19 protein-coding genes are annotated in these 19,413 nt (G+C 39.4%); 6 read left to right on the top strand and 13 right to left on the bottom strand.

Annotation, left to right across the window (positions count from 1 at the left end; translation table 11 throughout):
• Positions 1–7 precede the first annotated feature (7 nt).
• The 5 genes from MHI41_RS18580 (at position 8) to MHI41_RS18560 (ending at position 4,239) form a co-directional block, all read left to right on the top strand.
• On the top strand, positions 8–1,147 hold the full coding sequence (locus MHI41_RS18580) for a glycerate kinase (protein ID WP_116306539.1): 1,140 nt from the start codon (positions 8–10) through the stop codon (positions 1,145–1,147).
• Positions 1,148–1,240: 93 nt separating this feature from the next.
• On the top strand, positions 1,241–1,579 hold the full coding sequence (locus MHI41_RS18575) for a zinc ribbon domain-containing protein YjdM (protein ID WP_017359922.1): 339 nt from the start codon (positions 1,241–1,243) through the stop codon (positions 1,577–1,579).
• A 328-nt stretch (positions 1,580–1,907) separates the two neighbouring features.
• Positions 1,908–2,837, top strand: a complete 930-nt coding sequence (locus MHI41_RS18570; RefSeq protein ID WP_242731319.1) for an ABC transporter ATP-binding protein — start codon at positions 1,908–1,910, stop codon at positions 2,835–2,837.
• The gene (locus tag MHI41_RS18565) at positions 2,834–3,784 is read left to right on the top strand and encodes an ABC transporter permease subunit (RefSeq protein WP_008347358.1); all 951 of its coding nucleotides are present in this window, start codon (positions 2,834–2,836) and stop codon (positions 3,782–3,784) included. Before MHI41_RS18570 ends, MHI41_RS18565 begins: the two co-directional genes overlap by 4 nt.
• 26 nt (positions 3,785–3,810) lie before the next feature.
• Positions 3,811–4,239, top strand: a complete 429-nt coding sequence (locus tag MHI41_RS18560) for a DUF4064 domain-containing protein (protein WP_007497283.1) — start codon at positions 3,811–3,813, stop codon at positions 4,237–4,239.
• A 44-nt stretch (positions 4,240–4,283) separates the two neighbouring features.
• Here the strand turns inward: MHI41_RS18560 and MHI41_RS18555 are convergent, their stop codons facing one another.
• From MHI41_RS18555 to MHI41_RS18495, 13 genes are all read right to left on the bottom strand, one after another.
• Positions 4,284–5,612, bottom strand: coding sequence for a citrate:proton symporter (locus MHI41_RS18555; RefSeq protein WP_035390026.1), 1,329 nt, complete (start codon positions 5,610–5,612; stop codon positions 4,284–4,286).
• 256 nt (positions 5,613–5,868) lie between these two features.
• Entirely contained in the window at positions 5,869–6,165 is a 297-nt protein-coding gene (locus tag MHI41_RS18550) for a hypothetical protein (protein WP_025208270.1), read from the bottom strand.
• Positions 6,166–6,174: 9 nt separating this feature from the next.
• Entirely contained in the window at positions 6,175–6,708 is a 534-nt protein-coding gene (locus MHI41_RS18545; protein ID WP_025208269.1) for a stage II sporulation protein M, read from the bottom strand.
• On the bottom strand, positions 6,705–7,412 hold the full coding sequence (locus MHI41_RS18540) for an ABC transporter ATP-binding protein (RefSeq protein ID WP_025208268.1): 708 nt from the start codon (positions 7,410–7,412) through the stop codon (positions 6,705–6,707). Before MHI41_RS18540 ends, MHI41_RS18545 begins: the two co-directional genes overlap by 4 nt.
• The gene (locus tag MHI41_RS18535) at positions 7,409–9,106 is read right to left on the bottom strand and encodes a hypothetical protein (protein WP_098680416.1); all 1,698 of its coding nucleotides are present in this window, start codon (positions 9,104–9,106) and stop codon (positions 7,409–7,411) included. Before MHI41_RS18535 ends, MHI41_RS18540 begins: the two co-directional genes overlap by 4 nt.
• A 66-nt stretch (positions 9,107–9,172) precedes the next feature.
• Positions 9,173–9,517 (bottom strand): uberolysin/carnocyclin family circular bacteriocin, encoded by a 345-nt coding sequence (locus tag MHI41_RS18530; RefSeq protein WP_025208266.1) that lies wholly within the window; start codon positions 9,515–9,517, stop codon positions 9,173–9,175.
• 23 nt (positions 9,518–9,540) lie between these two features.
• Positions 9,541–10,194 (bottom strand): YIP1 family protein, encoded by a 654-nt coding sequence (locus MHI41_RS18525; RefSeq protein ID WP_025208265.1) that lies wholly within the window; start codon positions 10,192–10,194, stop codon positions 9,541–9,543.
• A 154-nt stretch (positions 10,195–10,348) separates the two neighbouring features.
• The gene (locus MHI41_RS18520; protein ID WP_342494396.1) at positions 10,349–12,430 is read right to left on the bottom strand and encodes a beta-galactosidase; all 2,082 of its coding nucleotides are present in this window, start codon (positions 12,428–12,430) and stop codon (positions 10,349–10,351) included.
• Positions 12,431–12,453: 23 nt separating this feature from the next.
• Positions 12,454–13,662 (bottom strand): glycosyl hydrolase 53 family protein, encoded by a 1,209-nt coding sequence (locus MHI41_RS18515; protein WP_342494395.1) that lies wholly within the window; start codon positions 13,660–13,662, stop codon positions 12,454–12,456.
• 11 nt (positions 13,663–13,673) lie between these two features.
• The gene (locus MHI41_RS18510; RefSeq protein ID WP_007497274.1) at positions 13,674–14,516 is read right to left on the bottom strand and encodes a sugar ABC transporter permease; all 843 of its coding nucleotides are present in this window, start codon (positions 14,514–14,516) and stop codon (positions 13,674–13,676) included.
• 1 nt (position 14,517) lies between these two features.
• A complete protein-coding gene (locus MHI41_RS18505) occupies positions 14,518–15,756 on the bottom strand; it encodes a sugar ABC transporter permease (protein ID WP_007497272.1) in 1,239 nt (412 codons plus the stop codon).
• Positions 15,757–15,901: 145 nt separating this feature from the next.
• Entirely contained in the window at positions 15,902–17,167 is a 1,266-nt protein-coding gene (locus tag MHI41_RS18500) for an extracellular solute-binding protein (RefSeq protein ID WP_342494394.1), read from the bottom strand.
• A 172-nt stretch (positions 17,168–17,339) separates the two neighbouring features.
• Positions 17,340–18,335, bottom strand: a complete 996-nt coding sequence (locus MHI41_RS18495) for a LacI family DNA-binding transcriptional regulator (RefSeq protein ID WP_342494393.1) — start codon at positions 18,333–18,335, stop codon at positions 17,340–17,342.
• A gap of 171 nt (positions 18,336–18,506) precedes the next feature.
• Here MHI41_RS18495 and MHI41_RS18490 point away from each other — a divergent pair, with 171 nt between their 5' ends.
• Positions 18,507–19,406: a LysR family transcriptional regulator gene (locus tag MHI41_RS18490; RefSeq protein WP_017359912.1), complete on the top strand. Its 900-nt coding sequence runs from the start codon at positions 18,507–18,509 to the stop codon at positions 19,404–19,406.
• Positions 19,407–19,413 lie beyond the last annotated feature (7 nt).

Genomic DNA, 19,413 nt, shown 5'->3' with positions numbered 1-19,413 from the left:
TTTTTGGATGAAGATTGTGATCGCACCAGATTCATTTAAAGAAAGTTTATCTGCTTATGAGACAGCATGTGCCATTGAACGAGGATTTCGTTCTATTTTGCCACACGCAGAATATATGAAAATCCCAATGGCAGATGGAGGAGAAGGCACAGTTCAATCGTTAGTGGATGCGACAGGCGGGAAGATTGTCCAGCAAGTGGTCACGGGCCCGCTTGGCAAACCTGTGGATGCCTTTTTTGGTATGTTGGGAGATGGTCAGACAGCTGTCATAGAGATGGCAGCAGCATCAGGATTACATCTTGTCCCGCCAGAAAAACGGAACCCCTTATTCACGACGTCTAGAGGGACAGGAGAATTAATGCTTGCAGCGCTGGATAAAGGAGCGAAGCATTTAATCATTGGGCTTGGCGGAAGCGCAACAAATGATGGCGGCGTTGGCATGATGCAAGGTTTAGGTGCTTCTTTTCTCGATAAAGCAGGCCAAGACCTCACGCCGGGCGGTGGATCACTGAATCAATTAGCTTCTATTGATCTATCTCGACTGGATCCAAGATTGCGATCAGTCCGTCTGGAAGTGGCGTGTGATGTGGATAATCCTTTAACGGGTGAAAGAGGAGCGTCTGCTGTGTTCGGTCCTCAAAAGGGAGCAGATACAGAAATGGTTCAACTGTTGGACAAGAATTTATCTCATTTTGCACAAGTGGCTAAGCAGCATTTTCATGTCTCCTTTGGTGAGGCGGCAGGTGCAGGAGCGGCAGGAGGAATGGGCGCGAGTTTATTAGGCTTTTTACAGGCTGATCTGCAAAAGGGAATCGATATTGTACTGAAAGCCGTACATTTTGCTGACGTACTAAAGGACGCTGACCTAGTCATTACAGGGGAAGGCCGGATTGATCAGCAGACCATTTACGGCAAAACGCCGATCGGTGTAGCCAAAGCTGCGAAACAATATCGACTCCCTGTGATTGGCATCGCTGGGTCCCTCTCAAAAGACAGTGCAGTCGTACATGATCATGGCATTGATGCACTTTTTAGTATTGTCCCTGGCGTCACGACTCTGGCTGAAGCCATGCATGATGCTAGTGTGCATGTAGAGAGAACAGCGCGGAATATTGCGGCCGTCATGACATTTGGAAGAGATAAGTAAATGATGAAAAATGTTTCCTTTTCTATCACATTTCTTTCTATAGAAATGTGGTAAAATGGTTCTAAATGAAAAAGAAAGTTGGAGGAAACACAAATGTCTAATCTACCGAATTGTCCATCGTGCAGTTCAACCTATACATACGAGGATGGCAGCATGCTTATTTGTCCAGAATGTGCGCATGAGTGGTCGCTAGAACAAGAACAAGCGGCAGAGGAACAGCTTGTTGTCAAAGATGCGAATGGAAATCTATTAAGTGATGGTGACACGGTCACTGTGATTAAAGATTTAAAAGTCAAAGGTTCTTCTTCGGTTTTAAAAATAGGGACGAAGGTCAAAGGGATTCGTTTAGTCGAAGGCGATCATAACATTGATTGTAAAATTCCTAGTTTTGGCGCAATGAAGTTAAAATCGGAGTTTGTGAAGAAAGTATAATGTATGAAAAGAGGCTGTCGACCATCAGCCTCTTTTTTATTTCGATATTTATAGGTGAAAGGTATAATCTTAAACATCATTTCATACATATGTACCTGTTGAAAATGATTCTTTTTTTAAAAAATCAAGCCTCTTTTCTTATAAAAATTCACGCTTTTCTTAACCCTACCTTAAAAAAGGCAGATGATTCTCTAAATTTTGCCTAATCCCCTTCACAACTTTTGGGCATTGCTGTACCATATGGAAGTGTTCTTCTATTTTTGACGGATCATGGTGTTTATCAGGAAATAGATGATAGATGATACTTAGACAAAGAAGGAGAGGTAACGTGACGAACGTTTTAGAACTGCAAAATGTATCTAGGCATATTCGCGGGAAAAAGATTGTTCAAGACTTGAGTTTCTCTGTCCAAGCGGGCGAAGTCTTTGGCTTCTTAGGGCCGAATGGCGCAGGAAAAACGACAACCATTCGCATGATGGTCGGTCTTTCTCCCATTACATCCGGTGACATTCTGATTAATGGTCATAGTATTCAAGCCTCATATCAGCATGCCATCCAAGATGTCGGTGCGATTATTGAAAACCCAGAAATGTATAATCATTTAACGGCAAGACAAAACCTTGTTCATTTTGCCAGAATGAATGGAAAAGTGGATGAAGGTCGAATTGATGAACTGCTAGAACTAGTTAGTTTGCAGCATGTGAAACATAAGCGTGTCCGTACGTTTTCATTAGGAATGAAGCAGCGTTTGGGGATTGCTCAGGCATTGATACATAAACCGAAACTGCTAATCTTAGATGAGCCGACCAATGGACTAGATCCAGAGGGAATTCGTATGATACGAGATTACTTGAGAAGGCTGGCAAAGGAAGAAGGGCTTGCTGTCATTGTTTCAAGTCATCTCATGTCAGAAATGGAATTGATGTGTGATCGTTTCGCCATTATCCAAAAAGGAAAGCTGATTGCGATTGAGGATCAGCGTGCGGAGACGAAGCAGGATGATTTGGTCAATTATCGAATGAAAGTAGCATCAAGCGAGCTAGTAGAAGCCCAAAAGCTCATTGAGGCATTCGAGGAAGGCATCACAGTTAGAGAAGAGGAGCAGTACTTATTCTTCTCCATCCTAGAAGAGAAAATGCCACAATTGATTCGTCATTTGAGCGAGGCTTCTATTCATTTGTACGAAATCAAAGTAGAAAAACAAACCTTAGAAGATAAGTTCTTAAGCTTAACAGGTAAAAAGGAGGCAGACGTATGATTCGCCTCATTCAAAACGAGTGGATGAAAATCAGTTATCGTGTGGGTACTTGGATTATGGTTGGGCTTCTTGTTTTAGGTATGATTGCGACGTTGATTTTTGCTGTTAAGACAAATGACGGAGATCAAGCATCCGGTGATTGGAAAACTGAGTTGCAAGAAATCAATAAAGCAAAGAAGCAAGAATTGAAAGAGGATAATATAAGATTTTATAAGAGATCCCTTGAAACCGATATAGCGATCAATGAGTATCGAATCAAACATGATTTACCTCCAGCCGATCAATTCGGTAAAAATGCATGGACTTATGTGAAAACAAATGCTAATTTGCTTCAGCTAGTCGGTGTATTTGTGATTATTATTGCAGCCACAATTGTCTCGGCTGAATATAAGCATGGTACAATTAAATTATTACTGATTCGTCCGCCATCCAGGTTGAAGGTTCTTTTGTCTAAATACTTTACCGTCCAACTATATTCACTTTTCCTAATCGCTGTCCTATTTATCTTATCCTTTATCTTAGGTGCGATATTCTTTGGACTAAACAATGATTATGTGTATTTGGCTTATCAAAATGGTGAAGTCATTGAACGGTCTCAGTTTGCAAATATGGTCTCTTATTATTTGGCGCATTGTGCTATGTTTGTTGTATTAGGGACACTTTCTTTTGCTATCTCAACGGTGTTTAGAAGCGAGGCCATTTCCATAGCGATTAGTGTATTAGCCTATGTTGTCGGAGCATCCATCACAAGCATTTTGATGTTCTTCTTTGATTGGGCGAAATACTTATTGTTTGCCAACGATCCTGTACAGTATTTCGCAGAAACACCTACTTATATCGAAGGCATGTCCCTAGGTTTCTCACTAACGGTCCTAGTCATTTATTGGGCCATCTTCTTGGCGGTTGCTTTAATCGTCTTCCAAAAGCGAGAAGTAAAAACAGGTTAATTTAACTTTTTAGGAGGTTTCTATCAATGATTAAGCGTAAAGGTGAAAAAATTATGGGGATTATCAGTATTGTCCTCAACGTAATTGGTGTTGGTTTTGGGGCATTGATGCTCTCTGTGGACCCAGCATTTTATGAAGAAATGAATGAAATTTTACAAGAGGAAGGCAGCGCCTTGCCAGTTGAAACACTTGAAGCTTCGGTTCATGCCTTTGGCGTTCAGTTTATGGTTGTTTCCGCAATTGCGGCTGTTTTAGCCCTTGTTGGTGTGATTGTCTTGAAAACAGACCGCCGTGCCGTGCTTTCTGGTATTCTTTTCTTGGTTTCAGCTGTGACTCTTTTAATTGGAACTGTTGGTCTTGCTTTCGTTCCGATGATCTTGTTGCTAATCGTTGGATTGATGTCACTGATTAGAAAACCGAAAACAGACATTCACACGAGTGAATATCCTTCATAATTCAATGAAAAAGACATGCGCTGGTTTGCGCATGTCTTTCTTTTTTATATGATGCCAATCAGTTTGGCGATGATGAGTAAAACGATACTGAACCCCCACATCCAAAAGAAGGAGTAGCGGATATGTTTCCCCATATCGACCCCTGCAAGACCGATGGCAAGCCATACAGCAGGTGCAAGGGGGCTGACAAAGGTGCCGATGATATTTCCAATCATCATGGCGTATGCTGCAGATGTCCCTGACACACCAACCTCTGATGTAATCGATTCGACAATCGGCAAGAGTGCATAATAATAGGCATCTGTACTTGTCAGCATATCAAGAGGAACCCCAAATATCCCCACAATGATATGTAAAAATGGCAGTAAGAAAGCTGGCAAAATGTGAATACTGTCCACTGCAATCGCCTTTAGCATGCCCGTTCCTTCAAGAATTCCTAAAAAAGAACCTGCGGAGAAAATTACAGCTGCCATCATTAGTGCACTTGGGGCATGTGCCTTTATTCGCTCCATTTGTAAATTCACATTTGGAAAGTTAATCAGAAGTGCTAGTGAAAGACCAATCATAAACATATAGCTAGCAGGAATCACGTTCAGCACAAGAAGGACAACAACAGCTAAAAATAGAATGAGGTTGACCCACATTAAGTGATAACGCTTTAAAGACGCATCGCCTGTTTCGCTGATCGATTGAATGGCACGATCCCAATCGGCGCCTTCTAATTGGACAGCGGCTACTTCATTTGCGGCGATTTTCACCCGAATTCGTTTTTCTTCTCTTTTTCCTAAAATGAATGCCATTCCTAATACGAGCACGACCCCGATCAGCTGAATGGGAATAAGCGGTACCCACAGTTCAGATGGGTCCATATTTAGAACACTTGCTGCCCGTCCTGTGGGTCCAGCCCATGGAATCATATTGGTTAATCCAGCACTCGTCCCGATTAACAAAAGCAATAAATAAGGACTCATATGTAATTTTTTATAAAGCGGAAGCAGTGCAGGTACAGTTAATAAAAAGGTGGTAGCTCCTGCTCCGTCTAAGTGTGCGATGACCCCAATCAAGGCAGTTCCCATCGCAACTGTGACAACATTTCCTTTTGTCAGCTTGATTAATGCTTTAATTACAGGTTCAAAGAACCCTGTATCTTGTAAAATGCCAAAAAATAAAATGGCGAAGATAAACATGGTCGCCACTGGCAATACTTTGATAATCCCTTGTTCAAAGAAAGTTTGAATGTCATTGATACCAAACCCCGCGATGAGCGCCCCTATTAAAGGCACCATGACCATGGCGACAATTGGACTCGCTTTCCCCCAAATCAGCAAAACAACAATCGTTAAAATAATCAACAATCCAACAAACGTTAACATAAGCCCCTCCCCCTACAATAAACCGTTTACATTTGTTTGTTTTTATACCAATGCAGTCCCACATCTGCATTGAAAAAAAGAGTATCAAAAATATGAGTATTAGGCAACCGCTTTCATACCTATACAATGGTAAAAAAGGATGGTGAATCCAATCATGGCGCGGTGTTCAACATGTCAAAAAATTTAGAAAAAATCCACTTAAAATGGTAAAATAAAAAACGTCTGTTTCGGACGTTTTTTATTAACAGTTGATAATTTACTTGATCCAGAAAAATGTCACTATAATTAATAGTAATAAATATAATGCAGAGCAACCTCTATAAATTCCTTTATTAAATTGTAGGGGAGGAGATATAAAAGTCACTAAAATGGTTGGACCAAACAAAGTGATTAAAAAAAATCTATAATCAAAAAAGAAAGTACAGATTGATAAGAGTATTGAAAAATAAAATACAAATATAAAAGAACTATTAATTGTGTTTTTAGAATCTCCCTTGTTTTCCTCTAAATGATCATCTAGTAATTTATCTATCTTTTTTTTATTAATAAACATAAGGACCTCCTATTGAATTTTTTTTAGTAAAAAGGGCGTTAATAATGCTTCTGTTAAAGCAGCAAGTAATGTCAACAGACATATCACCATAGTAAAAAATAAAATATCCGAAAAGAAATGTTTCTTTGGGGAATGTAGCCCTCTTATTTTTAAGTAGACAAAGTCTAACAATTTGAAACCAAGTGAACCTGATAATATCATGGCAGGAATTTCAAAGATACCATGAGGAATTAAAGCAGTTAATATATATAACAAATTGTTACCATGATCGGTAATACTTTGTAAAGAGGATAAGCCTACTAAAAATCCATTTAATAATAATAAGATAGATGTCAAAATACCAAATGTAAACATTGAGAAAATGAGAAATAAATTTGCAGCAAAGTTATGTTTGAAATATCCCAGAACTGTAACTTCATCAACAGTTTCTGGACTAAGACTAGGTAGAATATTGTTAAAAATAACCCCAAGAACTATACCTGCTATGTATAAAATACTTGCTATATAAAGTATACGTTTATTTCTGATTATTATTCCTGTCATTTTAGTAAAGTATCCATATCTTTTATAATTAAATCTTCAAAGTGCTGAATGTTTGTAAGGTGATCATATTCTTTAACAAGAGCACCGTTAATTAAAATACCAACTCTATCACATAGTTGTTGAGCGATATTAACAAGGTGTGTAGACATGATCACAGTATTACCTTGTTCAGCATAACGTTTAAGAAAGTTTTTCATCATCTTTGTAGTGGGAGGATCGAACGCACCTAATGGTTCGTCTAATATTAAAACTTCAGGTTCATGAATTATGGCTCCAGCAACAGATAATTTATGTTTCATACCAAATGAAAATGTAGAAATCATATCATTCTCATTTTGTTTTAAGTTAAATTGATCTAACAAAACTTCAATTCTATTATCCTTCATTTCAGTGGGTACGTCTTGTAAGTCAGCAATAAATTCCAGGTACTCTCTAGGGGTTAAATAATGATAGATAAAAGGAGAATCAGGAACATAACCTATATACTTAAGATAGGAAGATCTCTCAGAATATATAGTTTTCTCCTTGATAGTAATATTACCTTCGTATGGTTTCATAATCCCGAGAATACATTTTAAAAGTGTTGATTTTCCAGCACCATTCGGTCCTAGTAATCCATATACCTTACCTTGCTCTATTTTTAAATTTATAGATTTTAAAATTTGTTTATCTTTATATTTGAAAGATAGATTCTCAATTTTCATGTTTTCATCTCCCAATGTTTCGTTCCTATTCTTTTAATCCAAAAATAATAAAATAGAGAAATTCCAATGAAAAATAGACATGTTCCAGTCACAATAAGTAAAAAGAATATACTCCTATCAATAATTTCAAAAGTAACGAGAGCACCTGAGACCCCATACAATTGAAGGTAAAATGCTAGTAGTACCCCAAGAATAGTATGTTCAAAAAATGAGGCTTTAACAGACGAACCAATATCCTCTAAATTTTCCCAGTCTAAACGAGGATAGAGGAAAGTACCTATCACTTGGCCAGAACCTATAATAAGACTAATTGAATTAATCATGATATACAAAATAATTTGAGTCATAGTATCTAAGTTGAATAATAATAATATAACTAAAAATAATGAATTCATTATAATAAGAATTATAGATAAATGCAGTATTGATTTTCCTGCAATCAACTTGAAGATAGAAGCGCCTGAATTCTTATAAATATATAGATTTTCGCGCTCTGCATCTGCTGAAGTTATCCCAAGCAAGCCTTCTCCTAATAAAGAAGTGTTGTAAGTTACGGCAAATAAAATTGGATAAATAACAAAAAGTTCCGAGAAGTCAAACCACTTTTGATTTAAACTAATTCCTACCAATACACCTAATTCTATTGCAATCATATTTACAGATAGCACTAAGCGTCTCTTGATAGTAAAATTAGCTCTTAATAGAGCAGTAAGATCCTTTTTTAAAATTGCGATATTTTGCCGGGGAAAGAAATTTATTAAATAATTTAAAAAAGGTAATTTGATTGGTTTTATTCTCGGCAAAAGATTATTAGGTGTTGCTTCCTTTATAAGCAACACTTTCAAAACTATTAGATAGGAAATAGAGAGTAAAAGAAATCCTAGTGCAATTAAACCTAAAGAACATATGATAAATAAATAGATATCACTTTTTGTTGAAAGTAGGTACCAGTTAGTAGGAAGCCATGTGTTTGTTAATATCGTCTCTAATCTAAATACAGATATGAAATTTTCAATAGCTTCAAGAAGATCTTTTTCATAAAAGTAGTTAAGTCCGATCCAACCAAAAAAAGTAGTTGAAAGAGCAGATAAGAGTGCAATTCCTATAAAAGATAACAGACTAATTAACCTAGAATTCAAGATTTTGTATAAAAATTTAGAATAAGTGATATATGTGAGTAATGAGTAAATGCATGTAAGGCCAAAGATAAATATAAATAGTGGTACAAATGATAAAAAAAGGTATAATTTATTACTTGTATAAAAATTTATGAAAAAAAGTACAGGGAATACTATTATTGTTAATTTGAATAAAACATTTAGAAAAATTGTTGTGAAAAATCTCGATAATAGAACTTTTTTGGGATCTGTCTTTAAAGTATGTAAAAGAAGGAAATCTTCAGGGTATACATATCGATGTAAAATATCAGTTGATGATTTTAAAATATTCAAAACAAAAAAAAGAATAATAAAATTTGTACCTAATGATAAGATATGGACTGGTACATTAGGAAAAAGAGTAGTTGAAGCCTTATATAGAATAAAAAGGTAGACTAAAAAAAAGGGTGTAAAAACAAAAATAAGTCTATTTGATTTTAGTAAATTTTCGCTTGATGGGAAAAAGTAAATCAAACGGTTTAAAGTACGTCTATATGTAAGTTTAAAGTTTGCCATAAAAACTTTTTTGTTGAGCATTATATTCCTCCTAGACGAAAAGAAGGAGGAGTATAATTATACTCCTCAATTTCTTCACTTTGGTTTTTACCATTCTGCAGCGTATTTTTTGCCGTGTTTTGTAGCCAATTTTTTCGCAGTAGCTACCATAGCAGCAGTGACAAGGCCAGTTCCACCCAAAACAACAGCTAATAGACTAAGTATTGTTAGGACATCGCCAGTAGTCATGATAACACCTATAGCAGCATAAGCGGTCTTGCGACTAATTCCTAAGTTTGTTGCAAGGTCTAATGCAAATTGATTACCTGAATTGAAATCAATAGAAGCTAAACTTGCAATACCTTCTGAAGAACCCATAAGGAAAGTAGCGATGGCAAAAAGAGAAACTATACTTGTAACACTCGCAATTTTAAAAAGATTGCTATTTTTCATATTTGAATTCACCTCCTTTCAGTTTACAAAAATAAGCTAGTTGAAAAAAGAGAAATAATACCTAAAGACATTGTTATACAAACGATTATGACAGTTTTTATATAGGAAATTTTGTGTATTTCTTTAATTGCAATACACCCTAGAATGGTAGACCACCAAAAAAAGGGGTCGATGATAATATTCAATATAATATCAATTGGCTTTTGAGAATTTGGATAAATAACTGAAAATGCAAAATCACTACCTAAAAAGAAAGAAAAGATAATGAGAATTATAAATTTGATAGCAACCGGTATGATAGAATAAATAAAACTTGGGAAAAACTCTTTAGCAGTAGCAACACCACCAAATAATATCCCAATGATATGTATTATAAAGAAGCTTACAAGAACCATTGCTGTAAATTGAACAATCCCTAATGCTAGTGTAATCATCATAATGAGTATGCTCATATCAGCAGTATAATCAATCCCATTTGTTTTAAAAGAATGATTAATTAATGTAGAGATTGTGGGGAAAATAGCTAAATAAAACCCTAAAAACAGACTTAACACAGCCAGGAAAACAAACCAAGAATGACGATAATTTTTTTCACTAGAGTATTTGATTAAGAGAAAGTTCTTAGGAGAAAAGACGAAATGATGTATTAGAGTAATAAAGTTGTGTTTATTATCCATAAATGCTCCTTGATTCAAAAAGTGTTTTTTTGCTAATTCTCACAAATAATGTATCATGTTTTGCCATATTATTTCAAGTTGGAATTTTGTTTATAAGCTGAATTTAAGCTGAATTTAAGGTTGGTTCTTGCATAAAAAGAAAACAAGAATGTCTTTAAAGACATTCTTGTTTTCTTTTTAATATAAAATATTCATAGGCATCTAGTATTATTTTTCCTGTTAAATTTGAAGAGTGGAATGCATCTTCATAAGTGATTTGATCTTCTAACAAAATTACCTTTTTACTATCTGTAAAATTCATCATAAACACAAAGTCCTGCGATCCATCTGTTCGTTTCTGGACACTGACTCCCTCTGGAATCGAAGAGGATAGGATCGGTTTTATCCCTATTCCTGCGATGAGATCTTCATAAAAATCATCATAAAACGCCTGCTCATTTTCAGAAGCCATATAGTATGCTTTCCCTTTGCCAAATGGGCGGACAGTAAGGGCGGGCTGTCCTTCATAGCAGCCATTCTCAAAATGCCCTAACACAGAGGCTGATTCTGGGTGAATGGATTCGCAATATTGGCCGACATGATAAGTGCGTCCATTTCCTGTGGTCATTAAGACGTGTTCATCTGGCATCAATGTGTTGATTTCCTCTGCCCAAATACCAAGTACATGGCGGAGAGGGCCAGGGAAACCACCGAGGAAACAGAGGTCGTTTTCATCGACCATGCCGCTCCAGTACGTTGCTACAAAAATGCCACCCTCTTTGACAAATGCTTCGATCTTTTCTGCCACACCTGGTTTGATCATGTAAAGCATTGGTCCCACAAGCACTTTATAGGATGAGAAATCCTTTTCCATCCCGACAATATCAACAGGGATGCCCTTTTTCCAGAAGCTTCGATAATGAGTTTGACAAGCCTCTACATAGCGTTTGTTGGTATTATTTAAGCCTTGCGCATCATCAATCGCCCAATGGTTTTCCCAATCATATATGATGGCGACTTCTGGTTGAACGGACGTACCCGCAATCGGCTGAAGCTGCTCCAGCTGTTTTCCTAAATCAGCGACTTCTTGAAACACACGCGTGTGTTCATGTCCTGAATGATCCACAACGGCGCCATGGAATTTTTCAGAGGCGCCTCGGCCTTGCCTCCACTGGAAATAAAGGACGGAGTCGGACCCGTGGGCAATCGCCTGCATGGCAGAGAGGTGTGCCATTCCTTTATGCTTCACCTTATTCACTTCATGCCAGTTCACGAGGCTTGGTGTGCTTTCCATCACGAGAAACGGCTGACCGTCCTTTAATGAACGATATAAATCGTGAACGAAGGCCACGTTTGACGCTAATTCTGCAGTGGTTTCTCTGCCGCTATGCCATGCTGGATAGCTATCCCATGAGATCACGTCGACTTCTTTTGCAAATTGATGATAATCCAGTCCAAGGAATGGACGCATATGCGGATAGTCGCCCATAAAATTGGTGGTTACTGGCACATGAGGTGTTAATTCTCGTAGCGGTTCAATTTCATTTTGATAAAAATTGATCGTTTGCGCTGTGACAAAACGCTTCCAATCTAGGTTCATGCCGTGAATCATATGCTCCCCGTGAGGTGCTGGTGACTCGATTTGCGACCAATCGGTAAAGGTGTGGCTCCAAAATCCCGTCCACCATGCTTGATTCAAAGCTTCAAGGTCATGGTTGTATTTGTCTTTCAAATAGTCTCTAAATGCTTCTTGGCAAAGATCACAATGACATTCACCGCCGTATTCATTTGAAATGTGCCACATGATCAGCGCTGGATGATCCTTGTAGCGTTCAGCGAGCAAACGATTGAGTGTATTCGTTTTTTCTCGATAAACCGGTGAGGTGAAGCAATGATTATGGCGAAGTCCGTGTAAGTTGCGCTGGCGGTTTGCTTCAACGCGTAAGACTTCTGGATATGTTTGCGAGAGCCAAGCAGGTCTTGCTCCGCTTGGCGTGGCGAGAATGGCGTGAGCTCCCTGCGCTGCCAAGCGGTCCATGATATCATCCAGCCAGGCAAAATCATATTCCCCTTCTTTTGGCTCGAGCTTGCTCCAAGCGAAAATATTGATAGAGAATGTTTGACAGTGTGCAAGCTTCATTAATCGAAAATCTTCGTCAATGATCTCCGGCATATGGAGCCATTGATCAGGATTATAGTCGCCACCATGCAAAAAGCCTTTCACATTTGGGTGAACGAGTGGGTAACGCTTTCCCATTTTGTCACGTCCTATCTGTTTAATTACGGTGTCATTTGTTTAAATACATCAAGAGAAGGCAGGGCTTTTCCGTTGAAATCAAACATGGCTTGATTTTCCCAAGCATTCCCGACTGTCCCGGTTGTTTGAATATAAACGAGCCCGTATTGACTAGACCACGGAGCACCTTTTGCTGGAATCCAAAGCGGCTCCCAATAAAAGAACCCTTTCCCGCGATTGTTTTTTACTTGTGAAATTTTTTCTGATAGATCTCGTATAAAAGATGCCTGCCCTTGTGGTGATGCTGGATAACCGGCCGTATTGACTGAATCTTGGTTAAATGAGTTATCGAGGTTGTCACCATTTGCTGTTGTAAAGCCGTAGGCGGTTTCTACCACGATGACATCTTTGTTATAGCGGGCGCTAATATCATTCATATTGTTAGTAAGACCGCTAAATCCGCCGTCCCAATACGGGTAGTAAGATAAACCGATCGTATCGAACGAAACGCCTCGTTTGGTGATTTCATCAAACCACCAGCGAGATGCGCCATTGTCTCCTCCATGTGCAAGGTGAAGCATGACTTTGATGTTTGAATCGACAGAGCGGACAGCATTTGTCCCCGCTTTTAGCAAAGCAGCGAGTCGGTCAAATTCACCGCCGCCTTCACCCCAGCTTTTTCCGTTCGGCCAAAGCATACCTGAATTCAATTCATTCCCGACCTGCACCATATTTGGTAGGGCATTTTGTGCTTTCATCGCTTTAAGTACATCGCTTGTGTAAGTGCCAACTGCTTTCTCTAAATCGCTTTGCGAGAGATTGGTCCAAGCTTTCGGTTTGAACTGTTTACCGGGATCGGTCCAGAAATCACTGTAGTGAAAATCAAGCAGCACTTTCATGTTTTGTGCTTTTGCACGTTTCGAGAGAGCAATGGCGGTATTTAAATCGTTTGTCCCGCCGTTATAGGCACGGCCTTGGTTGTCGTATGGATGGTTCCAGAGTCTGATGCGCACATAGTTGACACCTTTCTCTTTTAATAGCTTGAGCGGATCAACCTGCTGCCAGTTTTGGTTGTAGTATTTGCCGCCGCTTCGCTCCACTTCTGCGAGCATGGAGATATCGGCTCCTTTGATGAAATCACCTTGCAATCCATTGATCGGTTTCACCGAAATCGTATCAGCCTTTGCTTCAGGCAGAATACCTAACCCCATCAGAAAGAAAACGACAACAGTGACAAGCAACCATTTCTTCATCAAATCTCCCCTTATCCTTTTGTCCCGCCTTGTGTGAGGCCGGATACAAATTGTTTTTGTAAAACAAGAAACAATAAAGCAACTGGAATCGCAATGAGTAAAGCCCCGGCTGCAAAGGTCGTGTAGCTGGCACCCATTTTGTCTGATACAAGATTGTATAGACCGATTGGGAGCGTATACATTTCGGGTGAGCGGACAATGACACTGGAGATGATGAAATCACCCAGCGGTCCTGTAAATGAGTTGATGGCAACAACGGCTAAAATCGGCTTGGCAAGCGGCATAATAATTTGGATGAAAATCCGGAAATGCCCTGCGCCATCCATTCTGGCTGATTCATCGAGATCCTTTGGAATCGCATCAAGATAGCCTTTCATTAAATACGTATTCATTGGAATTTGTCCGCCTGCATAAATCAAAATCAATGCAAGGTGGCTGTTAATGAGTCCAAGCATTTGTGCCAATACAAAAATGGCAATTAGCGCTGAAAATTGAGGAATCATTTGCAGTAGCAAAAAGAGCATCAGCCCATTTTTCCGTCCTTTGAATCGGAACCTAGAAAAGGCATAACCTGTAAAGCTGACAAGTATCAACGTTAAGAGCATAGTTGCAATACTGATTTTCATTGAGTTCCAATACCATTTTGCATAAAGTGCTCCTTGACCGAAGAAGAGTTCTGTAAAGTGGCTGAACGTTGGATTCTTCGGAAACATGCTTGTGCTCATCAGGCTGTTCCCGGGATTAAAGGAAGCGCCGATCGTCCAAAGGAGTGGATATAGAATACAAACGGAGGCAATGAAAAGGATGAAATAAGTGATACTCAGGCGAATGAGCTTATTTTGTTTTGATCCCATATCACATCATGTCCTCCTCTTTGAATGAATTCGTTCTCTTAAACTGCCAAAGTGCAATGGCAATGACGAAGATTGACAGTAAGATCGTAACAGCTGCAGCAAGTGCATATTGAGAAGACTGCATCGTCAGTTTGTAAATCCAAGACACTAAGATGTCTGTGCCCCCCGCTGTGGATCCAGCAACAGGCGGCCCCCCACCATTAAATAAGTAGATGATATTAAAGTTGTTAAAGTTAAACGTATATTGCGTGATTAATATTGGTGCAATTGAATAGAGGACAAGCGGTAATGTAATGGAACGGAATTTCTGAAAGAAATTTGCCCCATCAATGGTTGCAGCCTCGTATAAATCTTCAGGAATGGCCTGCAAAACGCCAGTTGTCATAATGAACACAAAAGGAAAACCAAGCCAAGTCTGCATCGCAATAAGAGCGATTTTGCTCCAAAATGGATCTGTCAGCCATGGTTTTGGATCAATTCCAATCGATGCAAAAAGGGTATTGTTGATCGCACCAAACGTGTCGTTAAACAATCCAGCAAACACCAAAATGGTCACAAATCCTGGAACAGCCCACGGCAGAATTAAAATCGTTCTGAAAAACCGTTTTCCTTTTAAATCTTTTTGATTGAGCAGAACCGCTAGAAAAATGCCGACAGCACATTGAAGGGTCGATGCAGCCAACGTCCATACGACCGTCCAGCCCAGTACATCAATGAATGTGTCTCTCCAAATATCGATTGAAAAGATATTTTGAAAGTTTTTAATGCCTACCCAATCAATGAGATTGGCAGGAGGCGAGTGGTATAAATCATAGTTTGTAAAGGCCAGCGCAAAGCTGAACATAATAGGAAAGACAACAGAGAATAGAAGTAAAAAGAAAGCAGGAGTGCTCATTAAGTAAGGAAAGCCTTGATCGATGAGCTGATGGTATTGAGCACGGATGGAATGAAGCGGAACCCCTTGATCACGTTTCTTTCCGTTCATAAATGCATCTCGTATCATGAGTACATAAAAACCGATGCCAAATCCAGCTGTTAAAAGTGCAATAATTCCTTTTGCTAAAAGGAAAACAGAGTTGTCACGAGGCAGCATCGTACCAAGTGTGAACAGCCCCCAGAAGCCAATATTGAATAAATCATAAAACACTACTAGAAAAGAAACGCCAAACAGGAAAAAGAGTGCCCCTTTGCCATACTGTTTGTTGTATATTTGCCCCATCCCGGGTATAAGAGAGAACATTAGCGCCCGTCTCCGGTGTGTCTTTGATTCCACTATGTGTGTGCGGTCTAGTTCAAGGTTACCCGTCACGTTTAACACCTACTTCATATGAAATTAGATCAAGTGCAGGCAGCATGATAGATGAACAGCTACCTGCGCTTGATGTTTATTTGGAGTGATTCGCTTTAATTTGCGAGTCGATTTGTTTGACCGCGTCATCAAATGCCTTTTTCACATCGGTACGGCCGGTCGCAATCAGTCCTAATGCACTGTCAATCGGCTTCCACACCTCTGCCATCTCTGGATTGTTCGGTGTCAGTGTGGCATATTTCGTTTGCTTTGAAATAGCATCCGCATTAGCGTTTTCAGTAATGACTGGGTCTTTCATCAGCTTTTTCACTGGTGGAATTTCCTCTGTTACTTCAAAGCGCTTTTTTGAATTTTTTTCGTTCGTGATAAACTCAACAAATTTCTCGGCAAGTTCTTTATTTTTAGAATAAGAGGAGACGTTGTAGCTCTTTACACCTAAGAACGAGCTCATATGTTTTCCGTTAGGGAGTGTTGGCAATTCCGTCACGCCATAGTCGATACCCGCTTCTTTATAAGGACCAAATGACCATGGACCAGAAATCACAGCCGCAGCCTTTTTCTCAGTGAATAAGGAGTTGAGGACATTGATTCCTTGCTCACCAATGATGCCTTTCGGGAAAAGTCCTTCGCTAAAGAATGTCTGAATGTATTTTCCGCCTTCGATGGCACCATCGTTATTAAGACCAATATCATTGACGTCATAAGACCCATCGTTTTTCTGTTTGAAAATATAGCCCCCTGATCCGCCTAATACACTTTGTGCGTAGTAAATTTCATCCCACTTCGCAACAAAACCGTATTTCCCGTCCTTTGTCAGCTTTTTCGAAAGGTCATACCAGCCATCGAGTGTCGTGGGTGCCTTTTTGACAAGGTCTTTGTTATAGAAAAGCACGGTGGTTTCAACGGATTTTGGCAGGCCATACAGCTTACCATCTACCGTTTGTGATTGAATCGATTCGTCTGTGAAGGAATTGATCACTTTTTGATCTGGTTTGATTTCTTGTAACAATCCCTCTGTGACAGCTGATCCAATTTGGTCGTGAGGCATGGTGATGACATCTGGACCAGTGCCGGCTGCGCCATCCAGACGGAGCGCTTCAATTTGGTCGGCATATGCTTTTTCGACCACTTTGACTTTCACGTCGTTTTGTTTTTCAAATTCTTTGACGGCGTCTTGAATCCCATCCGACTTTTTGACATCCTCCCACACTAGCAAGGTCTTTGTACCTGTAGATGCCGGCTGTGTACCGCTTGAATTGTCATCTCCTGGTCCGCATGCTGACAGCAGCAGCACAGCAGTACCAACGACTGCCGATAATGTCGCCCATTTTCCCTTTTTCATTCGTAATCCCCTCTCGTTCTTTTTTCACAGATGATAAGAAAACGCTTTCTTAATGTGAGAATATCAACTTGAGTAAAAAAAGTAAACACATTTTATTAAATTTATTAAGTAAAATTTTTTACCGAAATAAAGAGAAAAGAAGCCCGCCACATACGGCAGGGCTTCCAGCTGTTTATATCGTGCTTTTCCGAAAGACAGGATCTGAGGCAATCAGCACGGTTTTTGGTAATGTTCTGCCATCAACAAGTCTTTCTAAAAGTAAATCGACAGCTGTCTCGCAAAGTAAAGAGGTATGGATGTGATAAGTCGTGAGCGGTGGTGACACATATTGAGAGACGTGAATATCGTTGATACTAAAGACACTCACTCGATTTGGTAAAGAAAAACCGCGTTCATTTAATGCTTGTAAACAGCCTATCGCAAGAGGATCACTTGCGACACAAAAAGCGGTTGGCAGGTGATCACCGAGCTCGTCGATCGCCTTCATCATCAATGAATAGCCTTCATCTACAGAGAAGTGGTGACCGATATAGACCAATTGTTCATCCAGTTTGTTGTGTGCTGTCATGTACTGGCGGAAGGTCGTTTCACGAATATCTGGAATACGCCTATTTGTATTGAGATCAAGATCTGTCCCGCCAATAAATCCGATGGATGTGTGCTGTTTTTCGATAAAAGAATCAATAATCTTTTCTACAATTCGTTTCAGGTTTGGTTTCACAGAATCAAAGCGGTCTTCATCTGGTGATGTATCAATAAAGACGATGTGTTTTGTGATCGTATATAATTGATCAAGCTCAGTTTTTTTAAATCGACCGATGGCGATGATGCCTTCTGTAGAAGGATCAATCGATTGAAGACCATCAGACGGGTTGTAAGCGGTAACATTTAAGCTTCTGGTATTGGTGAGTTCCTCAATGCCTAGACGAATGGATTTAAAATAAATATCTTCAAGCTCTTCTTTTTCGGTCATCCAATAGAGAAAGGCAATTTTTTTTAGTGAATGTTTGAATGTCTTTTTTTGATAGGACAAAGCTTCTGCTGCCGCGTATACTCTCTCACGTGTTTGATCCGTAACCGATAGATTGGGATCTTGGTTCAGTACGCGAGACACGGTGGCGATGGATAATCCGGCTTTTTCCGCAATGTCCTTTATTTTAGCTGCCAAGTCAGCACCTCCTATAGAAAATATCTCCTTTCAGTATAGAGTCTTTAAAAAAATTAGTAAATATTTTTATTAAATTGATTGGTTTAGGCTGTTCTTTACGAGTTGGAAAGGAATTAGTAAGATATATGTATTGAAGATGTAGGATTAAGATTTCTGATAGGAGAGGGACAGATGTATTATGATGCACTGAAGACATTTGTGACAGTGGTAGAAGAGAAAAACTTTACAAAAGCAGCTCAGAAGCTACGGATTTCTCAACCGAGTGTCAGTCTTCACATTAAGAACTTGGAGCAGGAATTTCAGACTGTTCTGCTCAATCGTTCGCCAAAGCAATTAACGGTGACGCCAACTGGGGATATGCTGTACCATCGATCAAAACAAATCATTCGTTTATATGAACAGGCGAAGCAGGATATTTATGAGCATCATCATCTGGCACGAGGGAAGCTCACGATTGGAGCGAGTTTTACCATTGGGGAGTATGTGCTGCCGCAAATTTTGGCACAATTTCATCAGCTTTATCCGCATGTTGATATTGAGGTAGTTATTGATAATACAGAGGCGATTGCCAGACATGTTCGCTTATTCCATGTCGACATCGGACTGATCGAAGGACAAACCAATGACAAAGAACTCTCTGTGGAAACGTTTCTAGAGGATGAATTGTATATCGTTGCACCATTAGACCATCCGTTTGCAAAGAAAAAGGATGTCACCATTGATCAATTGCAAAATGAAACATGGATCACAAGAGAAGAAGGATCTGGGACAGGAGAATACTTACAGCACGTCCTGAAATCAAATGGACTGAAAGCGCGAACCTTTGTGACATTTAGCAGCAATCAAGCGATTAAAGAAGCTGTCATTCATGGAATGGGGCTGTCTGTTTTATCTAAATATGTGCTCCAGCGGGGCAGCATTGGCGGGGAATTGGCTGTCATTTCTGTGAGGGGAATGGACTTTAAACGGACATTTTCCTATGTCGAATCCCCGATGACAGGTGGGAATAAGAATAAAGAATTGCTTGTTGAGTTGTTGAGAAAAGAGAGAAAAGACGCTTCTCCGCAGTAGGAGAAAC

Origin of the sequence: Bacillus sp. FSL M7-0307, from assembly GCF_038627835.1 — a bacterium.
GTDB lineage: Bacteria > Bacillota > Bacilli > Bacillales > Bacillaceae > Bacillus > Bacillus altitudinis.
Note: the sequence above shows the minus strand (reverse complement) of the source record. Positions and strands in the feature narration are given on the sequence as shown.

Bases quoted from the DNA above. Each gene is read 5' to 3' on its own strand.
- MHI41_RS18580 (WP_116306539.1), top strand. From the start codon at position 8: ATGAAGATTGTGATCGCACCAGATTCATTTAAAGAAAGTTTATCTGCT.
- MHI41_RS18575 (WP_017359922.1), top strand. From the start codon at position 1,241: ATGTCTAATCTACCGAATTGTCCATCGTGCAGTTCAACCTATACATAC.
- MHI41_RS18565 (WP_008347358.1), top strand. From the start codon at position 2,834: ATGATTCGCCTCATTCAAAACGAGTGGATGAAAATCAGTTATCGTGTG.
- MHI41_RS18560 (WP_007497283.1), top strand. From the start codon at position 3,811: ATGATTAAGCGTAAAGGTGAAAAAATTATGGGGATTATCAGTATTGTC.
- MHI41_RS18555 (WP_035390026.1), bottom strand. From the start codon at position 5,612: ATGTTAACGTTTGTTGGATTGTTGATTATTTTAACGATTGTTGTTTTG.
- MHI41_RS18550 (WP_025208270.1), bottom strand. From the start codon at position 6,165: ATGTTTATTAATAAAAAAAAGATAGATAAATTACTAGATGATCATTTA.
- MHI41_RS18545 (WP_025208269.1), bottom strand. From the start codon at position 6,708: ATGACAGGAATAATAATCAGAAATAAACGTATACTTTATATAGCAAGT.
- MHI41_RS18540 (WP_025208268.1), bottom strand. From the start codon at position 7,412: ATGAAAATTGAGAATCTATCTTTCAAATATAAAGATAAACAAATTTTA.
- MHI41_RS18535 (WP_098680416.1), bottom strand. From the start codon at position 9,106: ATGCTCAACAAAAAAGTTTTTATGGCAAACTTTAAACTTACATATAGA.
- MHI41_RS18530 (WP_025208266.1), bottom strand. From the start codon at position 9,517: ATGAAAAATAGCAATCTTTTTAAAATTGCGAGTGTTACAAGTATAGTT.
- MHI41_RS18525 (WP_025208265.1), bottom strand. From the start codon at position 10,194: ATGGATAATAAACACAACTTTATTACTCTAATACATCATTTCGTCTTT.
- MHI41_RS18520 (WP_342494396.1), bottom strand. From the start codon at position 12,430: ATGGGAAAGCGTTACCCACTCGTTCACCCAAATGTGAAAGGCTTTTTG.
- MHI41_RS18515 (WP_342494395.1), bottom strand. From the start codon at position 13,662: ATGAAGAAATGGTTGCTTGTCACTGTTGTCGTTTTCTTTCTGATGGGG.
- MHI41_RS18510 (WP_007497274.1), bottom strand. From the start codon at position 14,516: ATGGGATCAAAACAAAATAAGCTCATTCGCCTGAGTATCACTTATTTC.
- MHI41_RS18505 (WP_007497272.1), bottom strand. From the start codon at position 15,756: ATGTTCTCTCTTATACCCGGGATGGGGCAAATATACAACAAACAGTAT.
- MHI41_RS18500 (WP_342494394.1), bottom strand. From the start codon at position 17,167: ATGAAAAAGGGAAAATGGGCGACATTATCGGCAGTCGTTGGTACTGCT.
- MHI41_RS18490 (WP_017359912.1), top strand. From the start codon at position 18,507: ATGTATTATGATGCACTGAAGACATTTGTGACAGTGGTAGAAGAGAAA.